The organism is Aurantimonas sp. 22II-16-19i, from assembly GCF_002088275.1.
Classification (GTDB): Bacteria; Pseudomonadota; Alphaproteobacteria; order Rhizobiales; family Rhizobiaceae; genus Jiella.
Genome location: NZ_AQQS01000002.1, coordinates 128008 through 150327 on the forward strand (window position 1 = coordinate 128008; position 22320 = coordinate 150327).

General features: G+C 67.6%; 19 protein-coding genes. 2 read left to right on the plus strand and 17 right to left on the minus strand.

The features are described 5' to 3' along the window. The first annotated feature begins 114 nt into the window (after window positions 1-114). Both ATO4_RS03205 and ATO4_RS27585 read left to right on the plus strand, forming a co-directional pair. Entirely contained in the window at window positions 115-330 is a 216-nt protein-coding gene (locus ATO4_RS03205) for a hypothetical protein (RefSeq protein WP_083589970.1), read from the plus strand. Between the two features lie 307 nt (window positions 331-637). Then, entirely contained in the window at window positions 638-853 is a 216-nt protein-coding gene (locus ATO4_RS27585; protein ID WP_176222841.1) for a hypothetical protein, read from the plus strand. A gap of 146 nt (window positions 854-999) precedes the next feature. Here the strand turns inward: ATO4_RS27585 and ATO4_RS03210 are convergent, their stop codons facing one another. The 17 genes from ATO4_RS03210 to hemH all read right to left on the minus strand — a co-directional run bounded on the left by ATO4_RS03210 (window position 1000) and on the right by hemH (window position 22047). Continuing rightward, window positions 1000-1182: a CsbD family protein gene (locus ATO4_RS03210; RefSeq protein ID WP_083589971.1), complete on the minus strand. Its 183-nt coding sequence runs from the start codon at window positions 1180-1182 to the stop codon at window positions 1000-1002. A 273-nt stretch (window positions 1183-1455) separates the two neighbouring features. Then, window positions 1456-3084 carry an alpha-D-glucose phosphate-specific phosphoglucomutase gene (locus tag ATO4_RS03215; protein ID WP_083589972.1) on the minus strand — a complete coding sequence of 543 codons (1629 nt, stop codon included), beginning with the start codon at window positions 3082-3084 and terminating at the stop codon, window positions 1456-1458. A 3-nt stretch (window positions 3085-3087) separates the two neighbouring features. After that, entirely contained in the window at window positions 3088-4533 is a 1446-nt protein-coding gene (glgA, locus tag ATO4_RS03220) for a glycogen synthase GlgA (RefSeq protein ID WP_083589973.1), read from the minus strand. 7 nt (window positions 4534-4540) lie between these two features. Continuing rightward, complete coding sequence (glgC, locus tag ATO4_RS03225; protein ID WP_083589974.1) at window positions 4541-5815, minus strand: glucose-1-phosphate adenylyltransferase; 1275 nt, start codon at window positions 5813-5815, stop codon at window positions 4541-4543. 283 nt (window positions 5816-6098) lie between these two features. After that, the gene (locus ATO4_RS03230) at window positions 6099-8585 is read right to left on the minus strand and encodes a glycogen/starch/alpha-glucan phosphorylase (protein WP_083589975.1); all 2487 of its coding nucleotides are present in this window, start codon (window positions 8583-8585) and stop codon (window positions 6099-6101) included. Next, complete coding sequence (gene pgi, locus ATO4_RS03235; protein ID WP_083589976.1) at window positions 8585-10243, minus strand: glucose-6-phosphate isomerase; 1659 nt, start codon at window positions 10241-10243, stop codon at window positions 8585-8587. The genes ATO4_RS03230 and pgi overlap by 1 nt, the downstream gene beginning before the upstream one ends. A gap of 406 nt (window positions 10244-10649) precedes the next feature. After that, window positions 10650-12008 carry an NAD-dependent succinate-semialdehyde dehydrogenase gene (locus ATO4_RS03240; RefSeq protein WP_083589977.1) on the minus strand — a complete coding sequence of 453 codons (1359 nt, stop codon included), beginning with the start codon at window positions 12006-12008 and terminating at the stop codon, window positions 10650-10652. A gap of 158 nt (window positions 12009-12166) precedes the next feature. Continuing rightward, the gene (locus tag ATO4_RS26855) at window positions 12167-12406 is read right to left on the minus strand and encodes a hypothetical protein (protein ID WP_139802222.1); all 240 of its coding nucleotides are present in this window, start codon (window positions 12404-12406) and stop codon (window positions 12167-12169) included. Between the two features lie 383 nt (window positions 12407-12789). Further along, complete coding sequence (locus tag ATO4_RS03245) at window positions 12790-13029, minus strand: hypothetical protein (protein WP_083589978.1); 240 nt, start codon at window positions 13027-13029, stop codon at window positions 12790-12792. A 162-nt stretch (window positions 13030-13191) separates the two neighbouring features. Beyond that, window positions 13192-13686 carry an ureidoglycolate lyase gene (locus ATO4_RS03250; protein WP_083589979.1) on the minus strand — a complete coding sequence of 165 codons (495 nt, stop codon included), beginning with the start codon at window positions 13684-13686 and terminating at the stop codon, window positions 13192-13194. Then, window positions 13686-14705: an allantoicase gene (gene alc, locus ATO4_RS03255; RefSeq protein ID WP_083589980.1), complete on the minus strand. Its 1020-nt coding sequence runs from the start codon at window positions 14703-14705 to the stop codon at window positions 13686-13688. The genes ATO4_RS03250 and alc overlap by 1 nt, the downstream gene beginning before the upstream one ends. After that, window positions 14702-16162, minus strand: a complete 1461-nt coding sequence (gene puuE, locus ATO4_RS03260) for an allantoinase PuuE (RefSeq protein WP_083589981.1) — start codon at window positions 16160-16162, stop codon at window positions 14702-14704. Before puuE ends, alc begins: the two co-directional genes overlap by 4 nt. Before the next feature lie 91 nt (window positions 16163-16253). Then, a complete protein-coding gene (locus ATO4_RS03265; RefSeq protein WP_083589982.1) occupies window positions 16254-16712 on the minus strand; it encodes an NfeD family protein in 459 nt (152 codons plus the stop codon). 5 nt (window positions 16713-16717) lie between these two features. Beyond that, entirely contained in the window at window positions 16718-17743 is a 1026-nt protein-coding gene (locus ATO4_RS03270) for an SPFH domain-containing protein (RefSeq protein ID WP_083589983.1), read from the minus strand. A 203-nt stretch (window positions 17744-17946) separates the two neighbouring features. Continuing rightward, a complete protein-coding gene (locus tag ATO4_RS03275; RefSeq protein WP_083589984.1) occupies window positions 17947-19488 on the minus strand; it encodes an alpha/beta fold hydrolase in 1542 nt (513 codons plus the stop codon). Then, window positions 19485-20726, minus strand: coding sequence for a Coenzyme F420 hydrogenase/dehydrogenase, beta subunit C-terminal domain (locus ATO4_RS03280; RefSeq protein WP_083590174.1), 1242 nt, complete (start codon window positions 20724-20726; stop codon window positions 19485-19487). The genes ATO4_RS03275 and ATO4_RS03280 overlap by 4 nt, the downstream gene beginning before the upstream one ends. A 259-nt stretch (window positions 20727-20985) precedes the next feature. Continuing rightward, the gene (gene hemH, locus ATO4_RS03285; protein ID WP_083589985.1) at window positions 20986-22047 is read right to left on the minus strand and encodes a ferrochelatase; all 1062 of its coding nucleotides are present in this window, start codon (window positions 22045-22047) and stop codon (window positions 20986-20988) included. Window positions 22048-22320 lie beyond the last annotated feature (273 nt).

Here is a 22320-nt window from a genome sequence, read left to right on the forward strand (position 1 = left end):
GACGAGGCCGGTTTCCCCTGTGATCCCCATCACGGATGACGGGGCGGGCGAGGGGTAGCTTCCGGACATGGGCGGCGCCGGAAGCGCCGCCGTCAACGAAGAGGAAGCCGACCGATGACCAGCAGAGCCATTCTCGCGACCGCCGCCATCCTCACCACTGCCGGTTTCGCCCTCGCTCCGGTTCCCGCTGCGGCCAGCATGAAGACCGCTGCCGCCGTCGTCGTCAGTGTTCCAGGAACCGACGCCTTCGACGGCCTGACGATGGGAAGCCGCGTTTTCGAGAACTGCAGGCAGCGAAACCGGCGGGTGGAGATCGTCGTCCGCCCGTGACGGTGGGCGACGAGAACGGGCCGGGATGGGCCGGCCCGGCAATCTCGGTGGACCATCGCGCAGATGCGCTGCCGAGGCTTTCGCCGGAACGGTGATCGGCGGGACCGCTAGGCCGTCGACTGACGCCATGGGGGGGTAAGCTGAAGCGCTGCGCGGGCTTGAAACCAGCGGGCAGGGCTCCTTGTCGCTGGCGCGGCTGCGTCGACGGCTGCGCTTGCGACAGAACGACGATGGTTGCCTGCAGGAGCGTGTCGATACTCGGGGATGGGCTCGGCGACGGATCCACCGCGGAAGGGACGGACGCCGGATGATCCACGATCTCGGCCATGACAAGGTCGCGGGCTTCAGATTCGCAACGCTCGCGGCTTTCCGGGATCTCGTGGACCCGATGCTGCGATCAGCACGTGATGCAGCGATCGGTGTCGATCACGGCCTGACCGAGCCGGCAGCCTGTTCCGGCGTCGCCGCACCGTTGCTCAGAAGATCAGCATCAACAGGCCGACGACGACCAGAAGGCCGATGAGAAAGATGATTCCGATGGTTCCGCCGATGAATTTCAGCATGATGTTCCGATCTGATCGTTTGCCGTGATGGCCTTGGCGATAGCGTTCTCACGCGGACCTTCGGCTGCATCCGGGACATTTCTGGCCGCAAGATTCCGGCTGGGGATCAATTCTTGAACTGATCCTTGATGGCATCCTTGGCCTTGCCGTAGTTCTTTTCGGTCTTTCCCTCGGTTCGATCTGCGGTCCCTTCGTTCTGGACCTCGCGATCGCCGGTGGCGTTGCCGACCGTTTCCTTGATCTTTCCGCCGATTTCCTTGGCCGTGCCTTTGGTCTGATGATCCGCCATGCCGTTTCTCCTGTCCGCTTCCAATAGGTGATCGCTGCGAGACGATGCCCGCACTCGTGGCGAACGGGCGTCGGAACCGACGGTTCCGGACGGCGGCGTGCTTTTTCGCGGAGCGGACGCCCCGGCCACGCTGCCAGCGCGGTCGGGGCGTCCGTCCGATCGTCTCACTGGATCTGGAGGAAGCGAGGTGGAAAGAGCGGCTGCAGGTTGCGGAACGCGTCGGCGCGGATGCCTATGCCGCGCCCGTCATCCCGCCGCTCGGCAGCCTGGGGCTCAGGTCACCACGTCGGGCTCGCTGCGCCCGGTGCGCTTCTTGATCTCGCCGATGACGTCGGCGGTATCGATCAGTTCCTTCAGCGCCTCTTCCGGCGCGAGGGCGTGTTTTGCCGGATCGGACTCGAAGCGCTCGATATAGACGCGCAGGGTCGCGCCGGCGGTGCCGGTGCCCGACAGGCGATAGACGATGCGCGAGCCGCCGGAGAAGATGATGCGCACGCCCTGGCTGGTCGCCACCGAGCCGTCGATGGGGTCCTTGTAGGAGAAGTCGTCGGCCTCGGAGACGACGAGGGTGCCGAAGCGCTGGCCGGCCATCGAGGCGAGCCGGTCCCGGAGCGATTCCATCAGCCCGTTCGCGGCCCTGGCGTCGATCTCCTCGTAGTCGTGGCGCTGGTAGAAGTTGCGGCCGAACTCGGCCCAGTGCTCGTCGAGAATGGCCTGAACACTCTCGCGCCGTTCGGCCAGGATGTTCAGCCACAGGAGCACGGCCCAGACGCCGTCCTTCTCGCGCACATGGTCCGAACCGGTGCCGGCCGATTCTTCGCCGCAGATGGTCACCTTGCCGGCGTCGAGCAGGTTGCCGAAGAACTTCCAGCCGGTCGGCGTCTCGTAGATGCCGATGTTGCGCTTGGCGGCGACGCGATCGGCCGCCTGGCTGGTCGGCATCGACCGCGCGATGCCGGCGATCCCGCCGGCATAGGCCGGGGCGAGATGGGCGTTGGCGGCAAGCACCGCGAGGGAGTCCGACGGCGAGACGACGACGCCCCTGCCGACGATCAGGTTGCGGTCGCCGTCGCCGTCCGAGGCGGCGCCGAAGTCCGGCCCGTCCTTTGCCATCAGATGGGCGATCAGATCGGCCGCGTGGACGGCGTTGGGGTCGGGGTGGCCGCCGCCGAAGTCTTCCATCGGCACGGCGTTGACGACGCTGTCCGGCGCCGCGTCGAGGCGGTTCACCAGGATCTCGGTGGCGTAGGGGCCGGTGACCGCGTGCATCGCGTCGAAGCGGATCCGGAAGCCCGAGGCGATGAGATCGCGGATCTTTCCAAAGTCGAAGAGGCTCTCCATCAGCTCGGCATAGTCGGCGACGGGATCGACCACCTCGACCACCATGTCGCCGAGCCTGGTCTCGCCGAGCTTCGTGATGTCCGGCGCGGTGGATGCAAAGACGCGGTAGCGCTCGATCGTGCGCGATTTCTCGAAGATCCTGCCGGTGACGCTTTCGGGCGCCGGGCCACCGTTGGAGCCGTTGTACTTGATGCCGAAGTCGCCGTCGGGACCGCCGGGATTGTGGCTGGCCGACAGGATGATGCCGCCGGAGGCGCCGCGCTTGCGGATGAGGTTGGAAGCCGCCGGGGTCGACAGGATGCCGTTCTGGCCGACGACGACGCGGCCATAACCGTTGCCGGCGGCCATGCGGATCGCCATCAGGATGACGTCGCGGTTGTAGTAGCGGCCGTCGCCGCCGATCACGAGGGTCTCGCCGCCATCGAGGGGGAGCGCGTCGAAGATCGACTGGATGAAGTTCGCCGCGTAGTTCGGCTGCTGGAAGTGCGGGACCTTCTTGCGCAGGCCGGAGGTGCCGGGCTTCTGATCGTCGTAGGGTGTGGTGGCGATCGTCTCGATCATCGTCTATTCTTTCGTCAGATCGCGGTAGAGGCCGGCATAGAGCGCGGCGCTCTTGTCCCAGGAAACGTCCGCCTTCATAGCGGCGACTTGCATCTTCCGCCAGACGGCGGCGTCCGCGTAGAGCTCCAGCGAGCGGTCTATCGCCTCGAGAAGGGCGTCCGTAGTGGGCGACGGGAAGATCACGCCTGTCGCCGCCCCGGCATTGACGGCGGCATAGTTGGCGTCGACGACCGTGTCGGCGAGGCCGCCGACCTTGGCGACGATGGGAATGCAGCCGTAGCGCAGGCCATAGAGCTGGGTGAGGCCGCAGGGCTCGAAGCGCGACGGGATGAGGATCGCGTCGGCGCCGGCCTGTACCCGATGCGACAGCGTCTCGTCATAGCCGATCCTGACGCCGACACGGTCCGGATGGCGGGAATGGGCGGCCTGGAAGGCGCCTTCGATCATCGCCTCGCCGGAGCCGACGACGACGAGGCGTACGCCGCGCGCGACGATCTCGTCGCAGATGTCGGCGACGAGATCGAGCCCCTTCTGCCAGGTCAGCCGGCTGACCACGGCGAAGATCGGACCGTCCTCCCGCCTGAGGCCGAACTCGCCCTCGAGCGCCCGCTTGTCGTGGACCCGCGGTTTCAGGTTCCGCGCCGAATAGGGCGCGGCGATCGCCGGGTCGCCGGCGGGATCCCAGACCGTCGTGTCGATGCCATTGACGATGCCGACGAGGCGCGAGCCGCGACCGAGCAGGAGGCCGTCGAGCCCCATGCCGCCGCCGGGCGTGACGATCTCCTTGGCATAGGTGGGGCTGACCGTGGTGACGACGTCGCAGGCGTGCAGGCCGCCCTTGAGGTAGCCGACATTGCCGTAATACTCGACGCCCTCGATCGACCAGCTCGTCGGCGGCAGCTCCAGCTGCGGGAAGATCGCCGCCGGATAGTTGCCCTGGAAGGCGAGGTTGTGGATGGTCAGCGCCGTCTTCGGCCGCGGCCGGTTGGAGGCGGCGAGATAGACCGGCGTCAGCGCCGCCTGCCAGTCGTGGACGTGGACGATGTCCGGCAGGAAGCCCGGAACCGCCCCTTGCGCCACCATCGCACCGGCCTTCGACAGGGCGGCGAAGCGCCGCCAGTTGTCGGCGTAGTCGTGGCCGCCGGCATCGGTATAGGGCCCGCCCAGACGGTCGTAGAGCTCGGGCATGTCGAGGACGAAGAGCTTCAGGCCGTGAAGCGTCACCGCGAGGATGCGCGCCGCCCCGCCGAGGACCGGCTCCAGCGGCAGGACCGCGACGTCGGCACCGGCCGTCTCGATCGCCTTCAGCACGACGGGGTAGCCGGGCAGCATGGTGACGACGTCGCAGTCGTGAGCGGCGAGGGCGAAGGGCAGGGCACCGGCGACGTCGGCCAGCCCCCCGGTCTTGATCAGCGGGAAGGCTTCGGAGGCAATGGCGAGAATCTGCATGGGGTGGTCAGTAACTCAACCGCTCGATCATCGGCTTGGTGACGAGGCAGATGCCGGCCTCCGTACGGCGGAAGCGCTTGGCATCGAGTTCGGGATCCTCGCCGATCACCAGCCCGTCGGGAATGTGGACGCCGCGATCGATGATGGCGTTGCGGATCCGGACGCTGCGGCCGATGTCGCTCTGGGGCAGGACGACGGCGTGGTCGAGCTGCGAGTAGGAATGTACCCGGACGCCGGTGAACAGGAGGGAGCGGTTGAGCGCGCCGCCCGAGATGATGCAGTCGCCGGAAACCAGGGACGAGATCGCCATGCCCCGCCGCCCGTCCTCGTCGTGTACGAACTTGGCCGGCGGGTTGATCTCGGCATAGGTCCAGATCGGCCAGTCGCGGTCGTAGACGTCGAGGGGCGGCACGATGTCGGTCAGGTCGATATTGGCCTGCCAGTAGGCGTCCACCGTGCCGACGTCGCGCCAGTAGGCCTCGCTGTCCGGCTCCATCGCCGAGCGCACCACCGAGCGGTTGAAGCGGTGGGCGACCGCCTTTCCGTGGCGCACGATGTGGGGGATGATGTCCTTGCCGAAGTCGCGCTGGGAATTGGGGTCCGACGCGTCGCGGCGCAGCTGGTCCATCAGGAAGTTGGTCTCGAAGACGTAGATGCCCATCGAGGCGAGGGCGACGTCGGGCCGTCCCGGGATCGACGGCGGATCCTTGGGCTTCTCGACGAAATCGGTGATCTGGAAGTCCTCGTCGACATGCATGACGCCGAAGCCGACCGCCTCCATGCGCGGCACTTCGAGGCATCCCACCGTCACGTCGGCCCCCGAGTCCACATGCTGCTGGAGCATGATCTCGTAGTCCATTTTATAGATATGGTCGCCGGCGAGGATGACGATGTATTTCGGCGCGTAGGACTCGATGATGTCGATGTTCTGGTAGACCGCGTCCGCCGTGCCGGCATACCACTGGTCTTCGGAAACGCGCTGGCTGGCGGGCAGGATGTCGAAGCTCTCGTTGCGGCCCTGACGCAGGAAGTTCCAGCCGTTCTGCAGGTGGCGGATGAGGCTGTGGGCCTTGTACTGCGTCGCGACGCCGATGCGCCGGATGCCGGAGTTGATCGCATTCGACAGGGCGAAGTCGATGATGCGGGTCTTGCCGCCGAAATAGACCGCGGGCTTGGCCCGCGCGTCGGTCAATTCGAGCAGCCGGCTGCCGCGCCCGCCCGCCAGGACATAGGCCATGGCGTCGCGCGCCAGCGGCGCGAACGGTCGTCTTTGATCTGCCATCGTTCCTCCCTGCTGGCGATCTTTCGGCCGGAAAGGCCGTCTCGTCACCATTCTGGATCGTCCGAAGCGCGGCGACCCGTGCCTGTTTTCGCCCTCGTCGGTATCGAAGAGTGAAGATAGTGCGGCAACTGTCAAGGAGGATGGGCCGCGGCGGGGAAAGCCGCTGCGCGAAAGTTAGTCCCACACCAGTCCGTATGCAGTTTTGGCGGGCCCGCCGCGAGGACGAGCCCACCCTGCGTTCGCGTCAGAGGCGAGGCCGATGCCCGGTCTCGCCCTGGTCGGCTCAGACGACCTTGCCGGGGCCCGCCTGCCAGATGTCCGAGGCATATTCGCGGATCGACCGGTCGGACGAGAACCAGCTCATCCGCGCGGTGTTGCGGATCGCCTTGGTCTGCCACTCGTCCTGCCGCAGGAACAGGTCGTCGAGGCTGCGCTGGGTCTTCCAGTAGGCCTCGAAGTCGGCACAGATCATCCACCAGTCGTTGTTGTAGAGATTGGAGACGAGGGTGTGGTAGCGGGCCGGGCTCTCCGGCGCGAAGACGCCGGTCGAGATCGCATCCAGCGCCTCGCGCAGGAGCTGCGTGCGCTCGATGATCGAGCGACCGCTATGGGTCTCGCGCCGGCGCTGGGCGACCTCGTCGGCCTTGAGGCCGAAGATGAAGATGTTCTCCTCGCCGACATGTTCGAGCATCTCGACATTGGCGCCGTCGAGCGTGCCGATGGTCAGCGCCCCGTTCAGCGCGAACTTCATGTTGCCGGTGCCCGACGCCTCGAGGCCCGCCGTCGAGATCTGCTCGGACAGATCGGCGGCCGGCATGATGATCTCGGCGAGGCTGACATTGTAGTTCGGGATGAACACCACCTTCAGGAGGTCGCGGACCGACGGGTCGGAGTTGATCAGCCGGGCGACGTCGTTGGCGAGATGGATGATCTCCTTGGCCTGGACGTAGCTCGGCGCGGCCTTGCCGGCGAAGATCTTGACGCGGGGCGTCCAGTTCTTTTCCGGATGGGCGCGGATCTGGTTGTAGAGCGCGATCGCCTCGATGATGTTGAGGAACTGCCGCTTGTATTCGTGGATGCGCTTGACCTGGATGTCGAAGATCGCATCCGGGTCGAGGCTGATGGCGAGCCGGTCGGAGATGAGGTCGGCGAGCCGGGCCTTGTTCGCCCGCTTCACGGCGGCGAAGCGATCCCGGAACGCGGCATCCTCCGCCAGCTTGTCGGCCTCGGCGATCTTGCCGATGTCGTCGAGGAAGCCCGGCCCGATCGCCTCGGTGAGCAGGCCCGTGAGCCCGGGGTTGCACTCCATCAGCCAGCGCCGCGGCGTCACCCCGTTGGTCTTGTTCTGGATGCGGTCGGGATAGAGCTGGTGGAGGTTCTGGAACACCGTCTCCTTCATCAGCTCGGTATGCAGCGCCGACACGCCGTTGACGGCATGGCTGCCGACGAAGGCGAGCTGGCCCATCCTGACGCGCCGGCCGTGGCCCTCGTCGATCAGCGAGATGGCGGAGATCTGCGCGCCGTCGAAGCCCTTGTCCTGGGACGCCTCGCGAATGACGTCGGCATTGATCTGGTAGATGATCTGCATCTGGCGCGGCAACAGCCGCTCGAAGAGGTTGATCGGCCAGTGCTCCAGCGCCTCCGGCAGGAGGGTGTGGTTGGTATAGCCGAAGGTCGCGCGGGTGATCTTCCAGGCCTTCGCCCAGTCGTAGCCGTGGACGTCGACGAGCAGCCGCATCAGCTCGGCGACCGACACCGCCGGGTGGGTGTCGTTGAGCTGGATCGCGACCTTGTCGGGCAGGTTGTCGAGGCTGTCGTTCTCGCCGAGATGGCGGCGGATGATGTCCTGCAGCGAAGCGGCGGAGAAGAAATACTCCTGCCGCAGGCGCAGTTCCTGGCCGGCCTGATGGGAATCGGCGGGGTAGAGGACGCGGGTGATGGCCTCCGCCTTGTTCGATTCGACCAGGGCGCCGATGTGGTCACCGGAATTGAAGGCGTCGAGCAGGATCGGGTCGATCGCCTGGGCGCTCCACAGGCGCAGCGTGTTGACCTGATTGCCCCGCCAGCCGACGATCGGCGTGTCGAAGGCGACGGCGAGCACCCGCTCGGCCGGCCGCCAGACCTGGCGCGACGGCTTGCCCGGCTCGTTCTGCGTCATCACCTTGCCGCCGAAACCGATCTCGTAGGACGATTCCCGCCGCTCGAACTCCCACGGGTTGCCGTGGACGAGCCAGGTCTCCGGCAGCTCGACCTGCGCCCCCTCGGCGATTTCCTGGCGGAAGAAGCCGTGGACGTAGCGGATGCCGTAGCCGACGCCCGGCACGCCGGTCGAGGCCATGGATTCCATGAAGCAGGCGGCGAGGCGTCCGAGGCCGCCATTGCCGAGTGCCGCGTCCGGCTCGAGCAGCTCGACCATGTCGATGTCGACATTGTAGCGCTTGAGGGCCTCGCGGATCGGGCCGGTCAGCTGGAGATTGTTGATCGCGTCCCGCAAGAGCCGGCCGATCAGGAACTCCATCGACAGATAATAGACGCGCTTTTCCTTGGATTCGCGCACCCTGTCGGTGGTGGCGAACCAGTGGTCGATGATGTGGTCGCGCACGACGAGGGTCGTGGCACGCAGCCAGTCGTATTTGCGGGCCTGCTCGGGATGCTTGCCGATCGAGTAGGTCAGCTTCTCGACGATCTGCCGGGCCAGGGTGTCCGGGTCGTTTCGGCGCGGCTCGGGGACTTTCGCGCCGACGGCTTCGATCTCGGGACTAGCTGACATCAGGCATTCCTCATGGATTGAATGGCGGCGACGAGCCCTTGGGTGGAGCCGTCGCGGCCGGTGGCTGCTGCGTCTCCGGTGACGATCGGAACGAGGGCGCTCGCCAGTTCCTTGCCGAGCTCGACGCCCCACTGGTCGAAGGCGTTGATCCCGTAGAGCTGCGCCTCGACGAACACCCGGTGCTCGTAGAGGGCGATCAGGGCGCCGAGGGTCCGCGGGTCGAGCGTGGCGTAAAGGAGGGTGAGGGACGGGCGGTTGCCGGTGAACACCCGGTGCGGCGCGATCTCGTCGGCCTCGGCGGCGGATTTTCCGGCATCGAGAAGCTGCTGGCGGGCTTCTTCGAGGGAGCGGCCCTTCATCAGCGCCTCGCTCTGGGCGAGGCAGTTGGCGAGGAGAAGATCCTGGTGGACCGCCATGTCGGCGCCCTCATGGGCATTGGCGCCGACCATGAATTCGACCGGGATGACGTCGGTGCCCTGATGGATCAGCTGGAAGAAGGCATGCTGGCCGTTGGTGCCGGGCTCGCCCCAGACGACGGGCCCGCTGATCGCCACCGGCTGTCCCGCGAGATCGACGCCCTTGCCGTTGGATTCCATGTCGAGCTGCTGGAGATAGGCCGGGAAGCGGGCGAGGCGCTGGTCGTAGGGGATGATCGCGCGGGTCGGATAGCCCATCAGCGCCCGGTGCCAGTAGCCGACGAGGCCGAGAAGCACCGGCAGGTTCGTCTCCAGCGGCGCAGACTTGAAATGCTGGTCGACGTCGCGGGCGCCGGCGAGGAATTCGCGGAAGTCTTCCGGTCCGATGGCGAGCATCAGCGGCAGGCCGATCGCCGACCAGATCGAGTAGCGTCCGCCGACCCACTCCCAGAAGCCGAAGGTCCGGTCCGCGCCGATGCCGAACGCCTTGACCTTGTCGAGGGCGGTGGAGACCGCGGCGAAATGATCCCCGACCGCGGCTTCCCCGAGCGCGGCGACGATCCAGCGCCGGGCCGTCGCCGCGTTGGTCATGGTCTCGATGGTGGTGAAGGTCTTGGAGGCGACGATGAACAGCGTCGTCTTCGGATCGAGGCCCTTCAGCGTATCGGCCATGTGGGCGCCGTCGACATTCGAGACGAAATGCGTGCGCGGGCCGTCATGATAGGGGGAAAGGGCGAGCGTCGCCATCACCGGGCCGAGATCGGAGCCGCCGATGCCGATATTGACGACGTCGGTGATCAGGTCGCCGCCCGAGCCGGCGATCTCGCCGTTGCGCACCTTGGTCGCGAAGTTCGACATGGCCGTCAGGACGTTCATCACGTCGGCGCTGACCGGATCGCCGTCCGCCCGGTAGGCGTCCGCGGGCTCGGCGCGCAGTGCGACATGGAGGACCGAGCGGTTCTCCGTCGCGTTGATGCGGGCGCCGGCGAACATGGCGTCGCGCCTGGCCTCCACCTGGCGCGCCCGCGCGAGGTCGAACAGCGCCGTCAGCGTCTCGGCATCGATCGCCGTCTTGGAATAGTCGAGCAACAGGCCCGCGGCGGATGCCGAGAATGCCGCAAAGCGCGCCGGATCCGAAGCGAACAGCTGCCGGATTCCGGTGTCCCGGGCGGCCATGGCCCGTGCGGCGAGCACCCGGGCGGGATCGCCGGAAATCTCATCGTGCGGTTGGGTCGTGCTCATGCGCCGTGTCCGTTCGCTTGTCGAGCGCGGCAGCGACCGCCCCGTGTCAGGTCAGAGGCGCCGATCCCGGACGCTTGTCGACGTTGGATTTATGCCTTGTCCGTAGGCAGCCGACAAGGCTGCCGTGAAACTGTTCGGCCGCCTGCCGAGGGTGCCTTCCAATGCTTTCCCGAAGCGCTCCAGATGTCACCGCATGGGTGCTCGGCACCGCTGCGGAAGCCCTATCTGCACGGCCTCGTCACCGCTGCCCCCTCTGCGCCCGACCCTTTGTTCCGACACCTGCCGCAGGGCAGGAGCATCTCACCCGACTGCGTAGCCAGGACGCGGTGTTCCATCCTCGGCAGCCGGCCGTCAAGTGGGTCGGCGGCCGGCGTGGCGGGAGGGCGATCGCCGGGGTGCTGCGCCCTCAGTCGATCGTGACCGTCTTGGCGTTCATGAAGGCGTGGATGCCTTCCTTCGACAGCTCTCGGCCGTAGCCGGAGCGCTTGACCCCGCCGAAGGGCAGGCGCGGATCGGAGGCGGTCATCCGGTTGACGTGGGTGCCGCCCTGGTCGAGCTCGCGCACGAAGCGCTCGATCTCGGGCGCCTCGTTGGTCCAGACCGACCCGCCGAGGCCGAAGTCCGAATCATTGGCAAGGGTGATCGCCTCGTCGATCGAGGCCACCTTGAAGAAGATCGCGCAGGGACCGAACAGCTCCTCGCGGTAGGCCGGCGCCTCCTCGCCGACATTCTCCAGCATCCCGGGCTTGAAGTAGAAGCCCTTGCCCTCGACCGCGCCGCCGGTTGTGAGCTTCGCACCGGCTTTCACCGAGCGCTCGATCTGGTCCTCCAGATCCTCGACGCCGGACTTCATCGCCACCGGCCCGATGTCCGTCGCGGCGTCCATGGGGTCGCCGACGGTCATCGCCTCCAGCTTCGCCCGGTAGCGGGCGGCGTAGTCGTCATAGACGTCTTCATGGACGATGAAACGCTTGGCGGCGATGCAGCTCTGGCCGTTGTTCTGCATGCGGGCGGTGACGCCGACGTCGACCGCCTTGGCGATATCGGCCGATGGCATGACGATGAACGGATCCGAGCCGCCGAGTTCGAGGACGGTGGTCTTGATCTCCGAGCCCGCCGTCGCCGCGACGGCCGAACCGGCGCCCTCGCTGCCGGTGAGGGTCGCGGCACGGATCCGGCGATCGCGCAGGATCGGCTCGACCTTCTTCGACGAGATCAGCAGCGTCTGGAAGACACCCTGGGGCGCATCGGCTTCGAGCAGCACCTTCTCGATCTCGAGGGCGCACTGGCTGACATTGGAGGCGTGCTTGAGGAGCCCGACATTGCCGGCCATCAGCGCCGGGGCGATGAAGCGGAAGCACTGCCAGTAGGGGAAGTTCCAGGGCATTACCGCCAGCACCGGCCCGATCGGCAGATAGGCGACGTAGTTCCTGCCGGCAGGACCGGGGCGCTCGTCGTCGGCGATCATCGCCTCGCCGTGCTCGGCATAGTAGCGGCAGCCATTGGCGCATTTCTCGACCTCGGCGACGGCCTCCTTCAGCCGCTTGCCCATTTCGAGCGTGGCGATGCGGGCAAGCTCGTCCTTGCGTCGTTCCAGGACGTCTGCCGTCCGCAGGAGGAGGTCGGCGCGCCGGCTGTAGGGTGTTTTGCGCCAGTCCCGATAGGCGAGTTCGGCATTCTCCAGCGCCCGCTCGACGTCGGCGTCGCTGTGGTCGGCGTAGTCCTCGATGACCTCGCCCGTCGCGGGGTTGATGCTTTTCGGCATGGTCGATGTCCCGGTCCCGTTGATCGCTGGCCGGCCGCTGCCATTCGGGCGGCACGGTCGCTCTTCTCGCAAGCTAGGGTGACGGAGCCAACGAAAAAGGCGGCGAATCCCGAGATCGACGCCTTTTTTATCAAGTTGATTGATTTATTTGCCGCAGTTCACGTCTTCCCGGCGGCCAGACGTTCGGCGGCAGTGTCCAGGGAGCGGAGGGTCGAGGGAATGAGCTCTTCGTCCCCCTCGTCGGCGGCGCCATGCTCGATGAAGGAGCGCCAGGCCTCGATGACCATCTGCTTCTCGGTTTCCGAAAGGCGGCCGTCGGCCAGCACCTCGCTGGGGGAGCCATAGAGCCCGTGCCTGGGGTGGCTGTACTGCGCCCATCGGGGAAATTGCATCGACATCGAAAGGGTCCTGTCTGCGCCCCGGCCAACGACCGCGATCGGGCCGGGTGCGAAATCGTCGTTATCGTGGCGAGGACGCGATCCCCGCCGACGGGAAAGAGGTCATGACCGCTGCCGCTCTGACGGTTGATCGACTTGCGAGCCGACGATGCGCCCTGCCTGCCCATCGACGGGATGGGCGACGATGGCCGTCGCGGCTTCCCTTTCCAGGCACAGAACGATCCCGCCGCCTGCTTAGGCGAGAATCATGGGATCTCTCGGCAGGGTCTCGGCAGGCGATCGGAATCTCGCACGCCGGATGGACGCTGAAAACGCCTCGCCGTCGAGCGTGCCACTATGCCGCAGGTCGTGTAGTCCAGCAACTCTGCCACCTTGGCGCGTCGTCAGCTGCGCATGCCGGCTAGGCGCTCGACCGCTTCGTCGAGGGAGCGGCTCGTCGCCTCGACCTGCGGCGCATCCGGATCGTTGTTGAGGATGTGCTGCAGGGAGGACCGCCACTCTTCGAGGATCGCCTGCTTCTCGGTGGCCGACAGGCGATCATCCTTCAGGACGTCGTCCGGACTGTCGTAGTTGCCGTGTTGCGCGTGGTCGAAACGGGCGTGCTTGAGGGCTTCGGTCGCCATCGGGATGTCTCCTGAACTCGTCGTCTTCGCTCGGCCGCCTCCCGCCGGTGGTTGCCACCGCTGGTGGGCAAAGCCGTCATGAATTTGCAACGAGGAAGCCGCCGGATGGTTTCGCCGCGCCTTGCATCTGTCGGTCAGCGCTTTCGGCGCCAAGACGCGCGGTCAGCGCTCGATGCGGTAGGGCGCGTCGAGGAAGACCTCCTCGAGATTGGCGTCCGAGGCACCCCGGTCGACGATGAGAAAATCCGACGTCGCCTCGAGGGCGAGCAGCGGATGATGCCAGACCCCGGCCGCATAGTTGACGCCCTGGGTGCCGCTGGCGAGGAAGGCGAAGGGCTCGCCCGGCTTGCCCCCTGCATCCTTGGCGACGACGACGAGCCAGGGGCGGCCGGCGAGCGGAACGAAGGCCTGGCTGCCGAGCGGATGGCGCTCGAACATCGCGATCTCGACCGGCAGGGCGAAGGCCTGGCCGCGGAAGATCGAGATCAGCGGTCGGCCCCCGCCAGCCGCAACGTCGACGCGGGCGAGATCGTGATAGCGGGTGGTGGTGCCGGCGTTGATCAGCCGCTCCTCGGCACCGTCGGTCTCGATGACGTCGCCGAAGGGAGCGAAGGCGCTCTTGGTCAGCGGGCGGGGCCGGACGATGCGATCCGCCATCAGGCCTTCTTTCCGTACAGCCTCAGGCGCGAAACGCCGCCGTCGGGGAAGATGTCGAGCCTGACATGCGTGACCGGCTCGCCGACCGGCTCGGCCGCGAACTTCTCCACATGATGGGCCGAGAGCTTCGCCTCTGCGACGATCAGCGGCCAGTCGCGGCTTGCCGCATCGACCGCTTCCACGCTCGCCTCGTCCCCGAGGCGGCCGGCCCGCAGCGTGAAGCGATCGGGATAGTTGCCCTTGAAGTGATTGGTGTCGATGGCGATGCGCTCGATCTGGCCGGCATGGCCGAGCTTCAGGACGCACCAGTCGTTGCCGGGCACGCGCCGGCGCGCCGTCTCCCAGCCGTCGGCCATCACCGGGGCCCGGCCGGGCGCCAGCATGTTGGCCGGATGGCCGTAATGGGCATCGTTCCAGGCGACGGCCGTGCCGCCGTTCTCCATCGCGCCGAGGTCGATGGTCTCGTCCGGCGCAATGCTGCTCCAGTCCTTGGCGATCGTGCCAAAGACCCGCAGCCGCGCGACGCCGCCGTCGGGGTAGATGTTGAGGCGCAGCCAGCGGACCGGCGCGTCGCTGCCGACCGTGAAGAGGTTGTGGCTGTCGCCCTTCAGGGGCGCGCGGGGGACGATCACGGCCCAGTCGGCCTCGCCCGGTTCCTCCGCCGTGTCGGCCGCCTCGATCATCGCCTCCGGCGGGAAGTTGCCGGTGAAGAAGGCGGTGTCGACGTCGATTGCGGCGATCGTGCCGCGCTGGCCGAGGCGAACGACCGCGTGGTCGTGGCCTTGGGTGCGCTTGCGCCGCGATTCCCAGCCGTCCATCCACTTGCCGTGATCGTCGAAGCGGTCGGGATAGAAGACCGGCGGTGCCGGATCCAGCATCCGGGACTTGTCGGCGAAGAAGTCGTCGGTGGCGAACGTCACCACGGTGCCGAGGCGGGGCTGGGCGAGGTCGACATAGCGCCGGGTGAGGTCTTGCGCCTCCGGCAGCGGGGCGGCGGTGACGAAACGCTCGGAACTCATCGCTCGGAACTCATGGGCTGTCTGCTTTCGAAGATGGATTTTATTCGGATGCGGGCGATCGTCTCGACCTCGCGGCAGGCGGTTGAAAATTCCTCCTGCGGCTCGTTCGCCACGCGTCGCTCGAAGGCTGCGAGGATCGCCGCCTTGTCGAGGCCCTTCACCGCGACGATGAAGGGGAAGCCGAAGCGCTTCACATAGCGACTATTGAGATCGGCGAAGCGGGAGAGTTCGTCGGGCGTCAGGCGGTCGAGGCCGGCGCCGGCCTGTTCGGCCTTCGAATCCTCGGTCAGGTCGCCGGCGAGCGCCAGCCTGCCGGCGAGATCCGGATGGGCCTTCAGCACGTCGCGGCGTTCTTCCTCGCTGGCCTGGCGGAACGCCCGGTTCATCGCGGCCGACAAAGCGAGGGGCGTGTCGTGGGCGTCGCCGAGGCCGGCCTTGAAGCATCGTTTGGCAACGAAGGGCGAATGCTCGAAGACGCCGCCGAAGGTCGCGACGAATTCGGCCTTCGTCAGCCGGCTCGGCCGGAACCGCGGCGCATAGGGAAACCGCTCGCGCCAGTGCCGGGCGATGTCGATGCGCCGCGCCACCCAGACGTCGGGCTTCGACTTCACGTAGTCGAGGAAGCGGGCGAGCGCCGCGGCGCGGGCGGGCCGGCCGACCAGCCGGCAGTGCAGGCCGACATTCAGCATCTTCGCCTGTCCGGCCGCGCCTTCCTCGTAGAGCGCGTCGAAGGCGTCCTTCAGATAGGCGAAGAACTGGTCGCCCGAGTTGAAGCCCTGGGGCGTTGCGAAGCGCATGTCGTTGGTGTCGAGGGTGTAGGGAATGATGAGATGCGGCCCGTGCGGGCCCTCCACCCAATAGGGCAGATCGTCGGCATAGCTGTCGGAGGAATAGGCGAAGCCGCCTTCCTCCATGACCAGCTTCAGCGTGTTGGCGGAGGGCTTGCCCTGATAGATGCCGAGCGGCCGCGAGCCGGTGACCGCCGTGTGGATGCGGACGGCATCGCGGATGTGCCGGCGTTCCTCCTCCTCCGGAAAGTCCTTGTATTCGAGCCATCGGAGCCCGTGGCTGGCGATCTCCCAATCGGCCTCGAGCATCGCCTCGACCGCTTCCGGATTGCGCTGGAGCGCGAGCGCGACGCCGTAGACGGTGACCGGCATGCCCCGTTCGGTGAACATCCGCCACAGCCGCCAGAAGCCAGCCCGCGAGCCGTATTCGTAGAGCGACTCCATGTTGAGGTTGCGCTGCCCGGGCCAGGGCTGCGCGCCGACGATTTCGGACAGCAGCGACTCGGAGGCCGGATCCCCGTCGAGGATCGAACTCTCCCCGCCCTCCTCGTAATTGACGACGAACTGGACGCAGATCCTGGCATGACCCTCGCCGGACGGGTTCGGCCATTGCGGATCGGGCGGCGTCCGGCCGTAGCCGAGGAGATCGCGGGGATAGCGCTCTGTCATGGGGGATCGCTTCGTGGACTGTCGACCGACAAGGGGTAGCGGCAGACGCGCGGCGGATCAATCGGGGAGGGCGGCCGTCACGAGACTTCCCTCACTCCACCGGCTCGACCTGCAGCACGGACCCGTCGGCCCCGACGATCCGCACCCGGGCGCCCAGCGGCAGTTCCGGCCCGGCGACGCTCCACCAGCTGTCCTCGAGCGCCACCCGGCCGCGGCCGTCGACGATCGCCTCGGACAGCCGCACCTCGCGGCCGATCAGGCGGCCGGTGCGGCGGTTGAGCGGTGCTGAATCCTCGCTCTCCTTCGCCGTGCCGTACCAGCGCCGGCCGAGATAGACGCAGACGGCCGAGACGACGATGAAGGCGATCACCTGTTGCGGCCAGTCGAACCAGCCGGTGGCGCCGAGCAGGAAGGCGTTGGTGCCGACGACGAGCGCGGCGATGCCGAAGAATACCAGATAGACGCCCGGAACCACCGCCTCGAGGATCAACAAGAGGAGGCCGGCGATCCACCAGCCATAGTTCGCGAGGGTTTCGAGGAGCGTTTCCATGACGGCTACTCGGCCGCCGGCTCGCCCGCCCCGCTCGGCGGCACGGAAAAGCCGGGTCGGCCCTGGCGGCCGGGCCGCGGGCGGGGCGGCGACGGCGACACCGCCGGGCCGGCGTCTTCCCCGAAGGCGGCGCGGGCGATCTCGGCGATGCCGGCGACCGAGCCGATCAGCGAGGAGGCCTCCAGCGGCATCAGGATCACCCGCTGGTTCGGGGCGGAGGCCAGCTTGGCGAGGGCTTCCGTGTATTTCTGGGCGACGAAGTAGTTGATCGCCTGGACGTTGCCGGCGGCGATCGCCTCGGAGACGAGCCGCGTCGCCGTCGCCTCGGCCTCGGCCAGCCTCTCGCGCGCCTCGGCCTCGCGATAGGCGGCCTCGCGTTTGCCTTCCGCCTGCAGGATCTGGCCCTGCTTCTCGCCTTCGGCCCGCAGAATCGAGGCATTGCGTGAGCCCTCCGCCTCGAGAATCTCGGCGCGCTTCTCGCGCTCGGCGATCATCTGCCGGGCCATGGCGTCGACGAGGTTCTTCGGCGGGTTGATGTCCTTGATTTCGATGCGGGTGATCTTGATGCCCCACGAATGCGACGCCTGGTCGACGACCCGCAGGATCTTTTCCGAGATGGTGTCGCGGTTGGACAGGAGGTCGTCGAGGTCCATCGAGCCCATGACCGAGCGCAGGTTGGTCATGACGAGGTTGAGAATGGCGTTTTCGAGGCCGGAAACCTCGTAGGCCGCGGCCTTGGCGTCGAGGATCTGGTAGAAGGCGACGCCATCCGCCGCGACCGAGGCGTTGTCCCGGGTGATCACCTCCTGGGTCGGCACGTCGAGCACCTGTTCCATCATGTTGATCTTGCGCCCGACGCGCTCGACGAAGGGGATCAGGATGGACAGTCCGGGATTCAGCGTCCGGGTATAGCGGCCGAAATTCTCCACCGTGTAATTGTAGCCCTGCGGCACGATCTTGATCGTCGACAGAAGCACGACGATGCCGAAGACCAGGACCACCAGGACGAGAATGCTGCCGGATGTGAGCATAGGGATCTCCAGGGGGCGCCGACGCCATCGCCGGACGGGCATTGCGAGAGGCCCCAGGTGACTATCGTGCGATCAGCCGGGAAGGCAAGCGCAGGCGGTTCCTTGGATCTGTCCGGACGGCAATGCGGACGGGGCGGAGCGAGCGCTGGGGAGCGGCGGGCGCGATGCCAACTTCCGGTTTCACCTCGCGCAGTCTCCCGGCCTCATCCCGCGAGCAGCGGGAACGTCACGCCGATCGCCCAGGCGAAGGCCAGCGCATTGGCGAGGGCCGCGACGAGCGGCTGGCCCGTCGCCCGGTGGATCCAGGCGCTGAAGGCGCCGAAGACCAGGAAGAACAGGGCGATGACCGGGACGATGATGATCAGGAAGAACAACCGCTCGAAATCGAGGGCGACCGCGAAGGCCAGCGAGACGACGAAGGCGAGCTTCGAGGCCGCATAGGCAAAGCGCGCCGATCCCGGCCCGCGCGTCGCCCATTCGTCGGCCAGGAAATAGGCCAGCGTCCCGACCAGCATGGCCAGCACCAGCGCGGCGCGGGCCGGCGTCGGCACGAAGGAGGTCATGAAGCTGTCGATCGGCCAGACGAGGGCGGCGAGGTAGAAGGCGGCGACCGCGAGCGCGGCACCGATGGTCGCGGGGGATAGAGCACTCTGCCCGAAGCGCTGTCCCTCGCCGCGCCGTTGCCAGCGCAGGCAGAGCGCGGTGAGGAGGCCGTAGACGAGGAAATGCATGGCGAGATAGTCGCCGACGAGGACGGGCAGGAAATGCGTCGGCAGCACTCGCAGGAGGAGCGGCGTGGCAATGGCCGGCACCAGCAGCGCCGGCCACAGGCGCCGCCACCTCAGGCCGGCGCCCGCCGGCGGCTCGGCGAGGCGGGGAAGCATCGGCGTCAGCTGGCGCGCGAGCAGCGTGCAGCCGGCGATCAGCAGCATGATCCAGGGGCCGCGCCCGGCGATCATCGGCGGCTCCTGCCTCTCGACGGCGAAGACCGCGTCGAGCCAGCCGAAGGCCTCACGCAGGCTCGCCTGGCTGAACAGCACGCTCGCATGCTCGACATTCGGGCTGAAGGCGGCGCGCCGTGCCGTGCCGGCGGACGGATCGCCATAGGTGACGCCGGGCTCGGCCGCGGCAGGCGCGGTCGCCAGCTCCACCACACGCAGCGCCTCGCGCTTCAGCATGCCCTCCCATTCGCCGACGATGACGAGGAGGTTGCGGGGCGCGTCCGCCGTCACCTCCGGCGAGAACATCGAGACGGCGATCGTTGCCGCGACGTCGGGCCGCGCCGCGGCGAAGCGGACGACGATGTCGGAGGCCATGGAATGCCCGAGCACCGCCAGTCGCCCGTCTCCCAGCGTCTTCGCATGGGCCGCGACCTCTGCCGTCTCGTCGACGAGGGCGCGGGTGGCGCCCTGTTCCTCGGTGATGCTGCCGGCGAGCGGGGCGGGATTGCGGCCATGGCCGAGGAAGTCGAAGGTCACCGCACCGTAGCCATTGCGCGCGAAGGCGAGGGCGAAGCTCTGCATCAGCTGCTGCGAGCCGGCAAAGCCGTGGGCGATCACGACGACGGGCCCCAGCGCCCGGCCTTCCGGCCGGAAGATCGTCGCCGGCGTCTCGGCGATGATCGCCGGTTCGATGGTCACGCCGGTCTCCGTGGCATGGAGCTTCAGGAGCGACAGGCCGATGGCAGCGAGGGCGAGAAGCGCCAGCAGCATCGCAACGATCGGACGCAGGCGAGCCGCCGTCATCGCGGCTCCGCGCCGTCCGTCCCGGCGGGTTCGCCGGGTGCGCGCTCGCCGGGACGTGGTGTGAGCCCGTAGGGAGCGACGAGCGTCCAGACGTGCGCCGGGATCATGCTGCGCATCCGGCGCGGGACCTGGCGGCGCAGATGAAGCACGGTCTCGATCGCCTTCATCTCCACGCGGGCGCGGGCGAATTCGAGGCCGCGCGGGCCGATCCTCGGCATCAGCCAGCCGACGATCGGGCGCAGCCAGGGCGGCATGCGGCGGAGCGGCATGCCGCCGGCGGCCAGCTCGGTATTGGCCAGGAAGCCCTTGACGGCGCCCTGGCGCCTGCCCCGGCTGCGAAGATCTCTGGTCTCGAGTTCCGTGCCCAGGAGTGCGACGAGCTCTTCGCCGCGCTCGTTGCGCACCAAGAGCCACTGGTCGCCTTCACCGGCCATGTAGCCGACGGTGACGTCGGCAAGGACGTTGGTGTAGTCCACGCAGGTCCGGCAGGTCAGCGGGAAGAAGTCCGGCGGCAGCTGCGAGATCGGCAGCTTCAAGAACGGGATCGCCTTCACCCGGCCGTCGGCAAAGCGCAGCTCGACGTGGTAGTCGGCGCGAAATTCCAGATAGGTGATGCTGTCCGGATCGTCGGCGAGCAGCGCGAGAAAGTCGTGGAAGCGCTCGGTGGTCGTGTTGTCGGAACAGGGCGTGCCGATCACGTAGAGCTTGTCGAGGCCGAGTTCGGTTTCCAGCGCGCGCAGCGCATAGACTTGGCAGGGAATGCCGATCACCGCCAGCCGCTTGTAGCCCTTGTCGCGGGCCGGCTCGACGAGGGAGAGAAGCGGCGCATAGCCCATCCGCATGCCCCGGCAGGCCGCCATGCCCTCGGCCGCCGTGACGATGACCGGGATCGGCCGCCAGCGATCCGCCGGGTCGGGCGCCATGGTCAGCACCGCGTCGACGGCGCCGGTTTCGAGCAGGCGCTCGGCGATGCGGGTGGTGATGCCCGTCCACTGGGCGCCGCCGCGAGGGGGCGCGAGCCGTGCCCGGACCATCCGCCGGAACGGGCCGAAATGCCGCTCGTCCCGCCGTCCGGGGTCGCGGGCGCGGCCGTGGACCTCAGCTTCGAGGGCCGGGTAGTCGGGCTTGATGAACTGGCACGCCTTGCCGCAGCGGCCGGGCTCGGCGGTGCGGGAGATCCCGCAATCGGTGCACAGGGAGCGCGGAACGGCCGGCATGACCGGTGGAGCCCACGCCATGCCGGCGTCCCGCCCCGTCCCGGCCTCGCAAGCGTCGTCGATGCGCACCAATAATCCACCCCGTCGCCGCCCAGTGGACCCGGCTCGCCGGGTTCCGGCGCCTGGCTTGCGGAAACTGGCGGCGCCGCGAGGCTTTCACACTTCGCGGCCCGTTCCAAGACGGGCTGTCAAATAAACTGGACAGGCGGCTGCGGAGCAGAAACAGGCGGCTACGGCGCGGAAACAGGTCGGCCGTCGATCGCGGCGGCCGACGCTCCGGTCATCCCAGCCAGCCGCGCAATTCGCGGCGGACCATCGCCTCGATGACGTCCATGCCGGCCTCGGAATCGTTGAGGCAGGGGATATGGGAGAAGTTCTCGCCGCCGGCCTCGTGGAAGATCTCGCCCGCCTCGCCGGCGATCTCCTCCAGCGTTTCCAGGCAGTCGGAGACGAAGCCGGGATTGAGGACGGCGATGTTCTTGACGCCCTCCTTCGCCAGCTTCTCGATGGTCTTGTCGGTGTAGGGCTGCAGCCACTCCTCCGGTCCGAAGCGGGACTGGAAGGTGGTGATCAGCCGGCCCTTGGGCCAGCCGAGCCGCTCGTCGAGCAGCCGCGAGGTCTTCTGGCAATGGCAGTGATAGGGATCGCCCTTGCGGAAATAGCTCTGCGGAATGCCGTGATAGGAGCAGATGACGTGCTCGGGCTCGAAGTCGAGGGTGGCGAGATGGCTCTCGATCGAGCGGGCGAGGGCGTCGATATAGACCGGCTCGTCGTGATAGGCGGGAACGGTCCTGACCGCCGGCATCCAGCGCTGGGCCATCATGTGCTCGAAGAACTTGTCGTTCACCGTCGCCGTGGTCGAAGCCGAATATTGCGGATAGAGCGGATAGACGAGGATCCGGTCGCAGCCCTGGCTCATCAGGTAGTCGGTCCGCTCGGCGATCGACGGATTGCCGTAGCGCATCGCCCAGTCGACGACGATCTCGCCATGGCCGGCCATCCGCACGGCGAGCTTTTCGCCCTGGGCGCGGGTGAAGGTGCGCAGCGGCGACTCGTTGCGCTCCTTGTTCCAGATCTCGGCATAGGCGGCGCCGGATTTCTTCGGCCGGGTGTTGAGGACGATGCCGTAGAGGATCGGATACCAGGCGATGCGCGGCCACTCGATGACGCGCTTGTCGGAGAGGAACTCCTTCAGGTAGCGCCGCATCGGCTTGAAGTCGGTGCCGTCTGGGGTGCCGAGATTGACGAGGAGAACGCCGATCTTCGCCGTCTTGACCGGAGGGTGGCCGGCTGGGAGAGGGCCGGTCGCCCGCTCGGCGACCGTCTGGGTAAGGGCGTTCATCCTGTCATCCCGCACATGGTTCGTTGTCGTCGTCGGCCATAAGGACGAGGTGCTTCGCACGCCTCGCCGAAGGCCGGTCGGCGCGAGGGCCGGTGTCGTGGCACTCGCCGGCCGTCCGGCCGCCGCGCGTTTCCGATATAGGTGGCGCGGGCGGGATTTGGAATGCGTCGAACGACCCGGTGATGCGGCTCGAGGCCGCACGGCCGGGTCGTTTCGGGCATCCGGTATGTCGCAAGTCGCCCGCCGTTCTCGATCGGCGCGGTATTCGATACT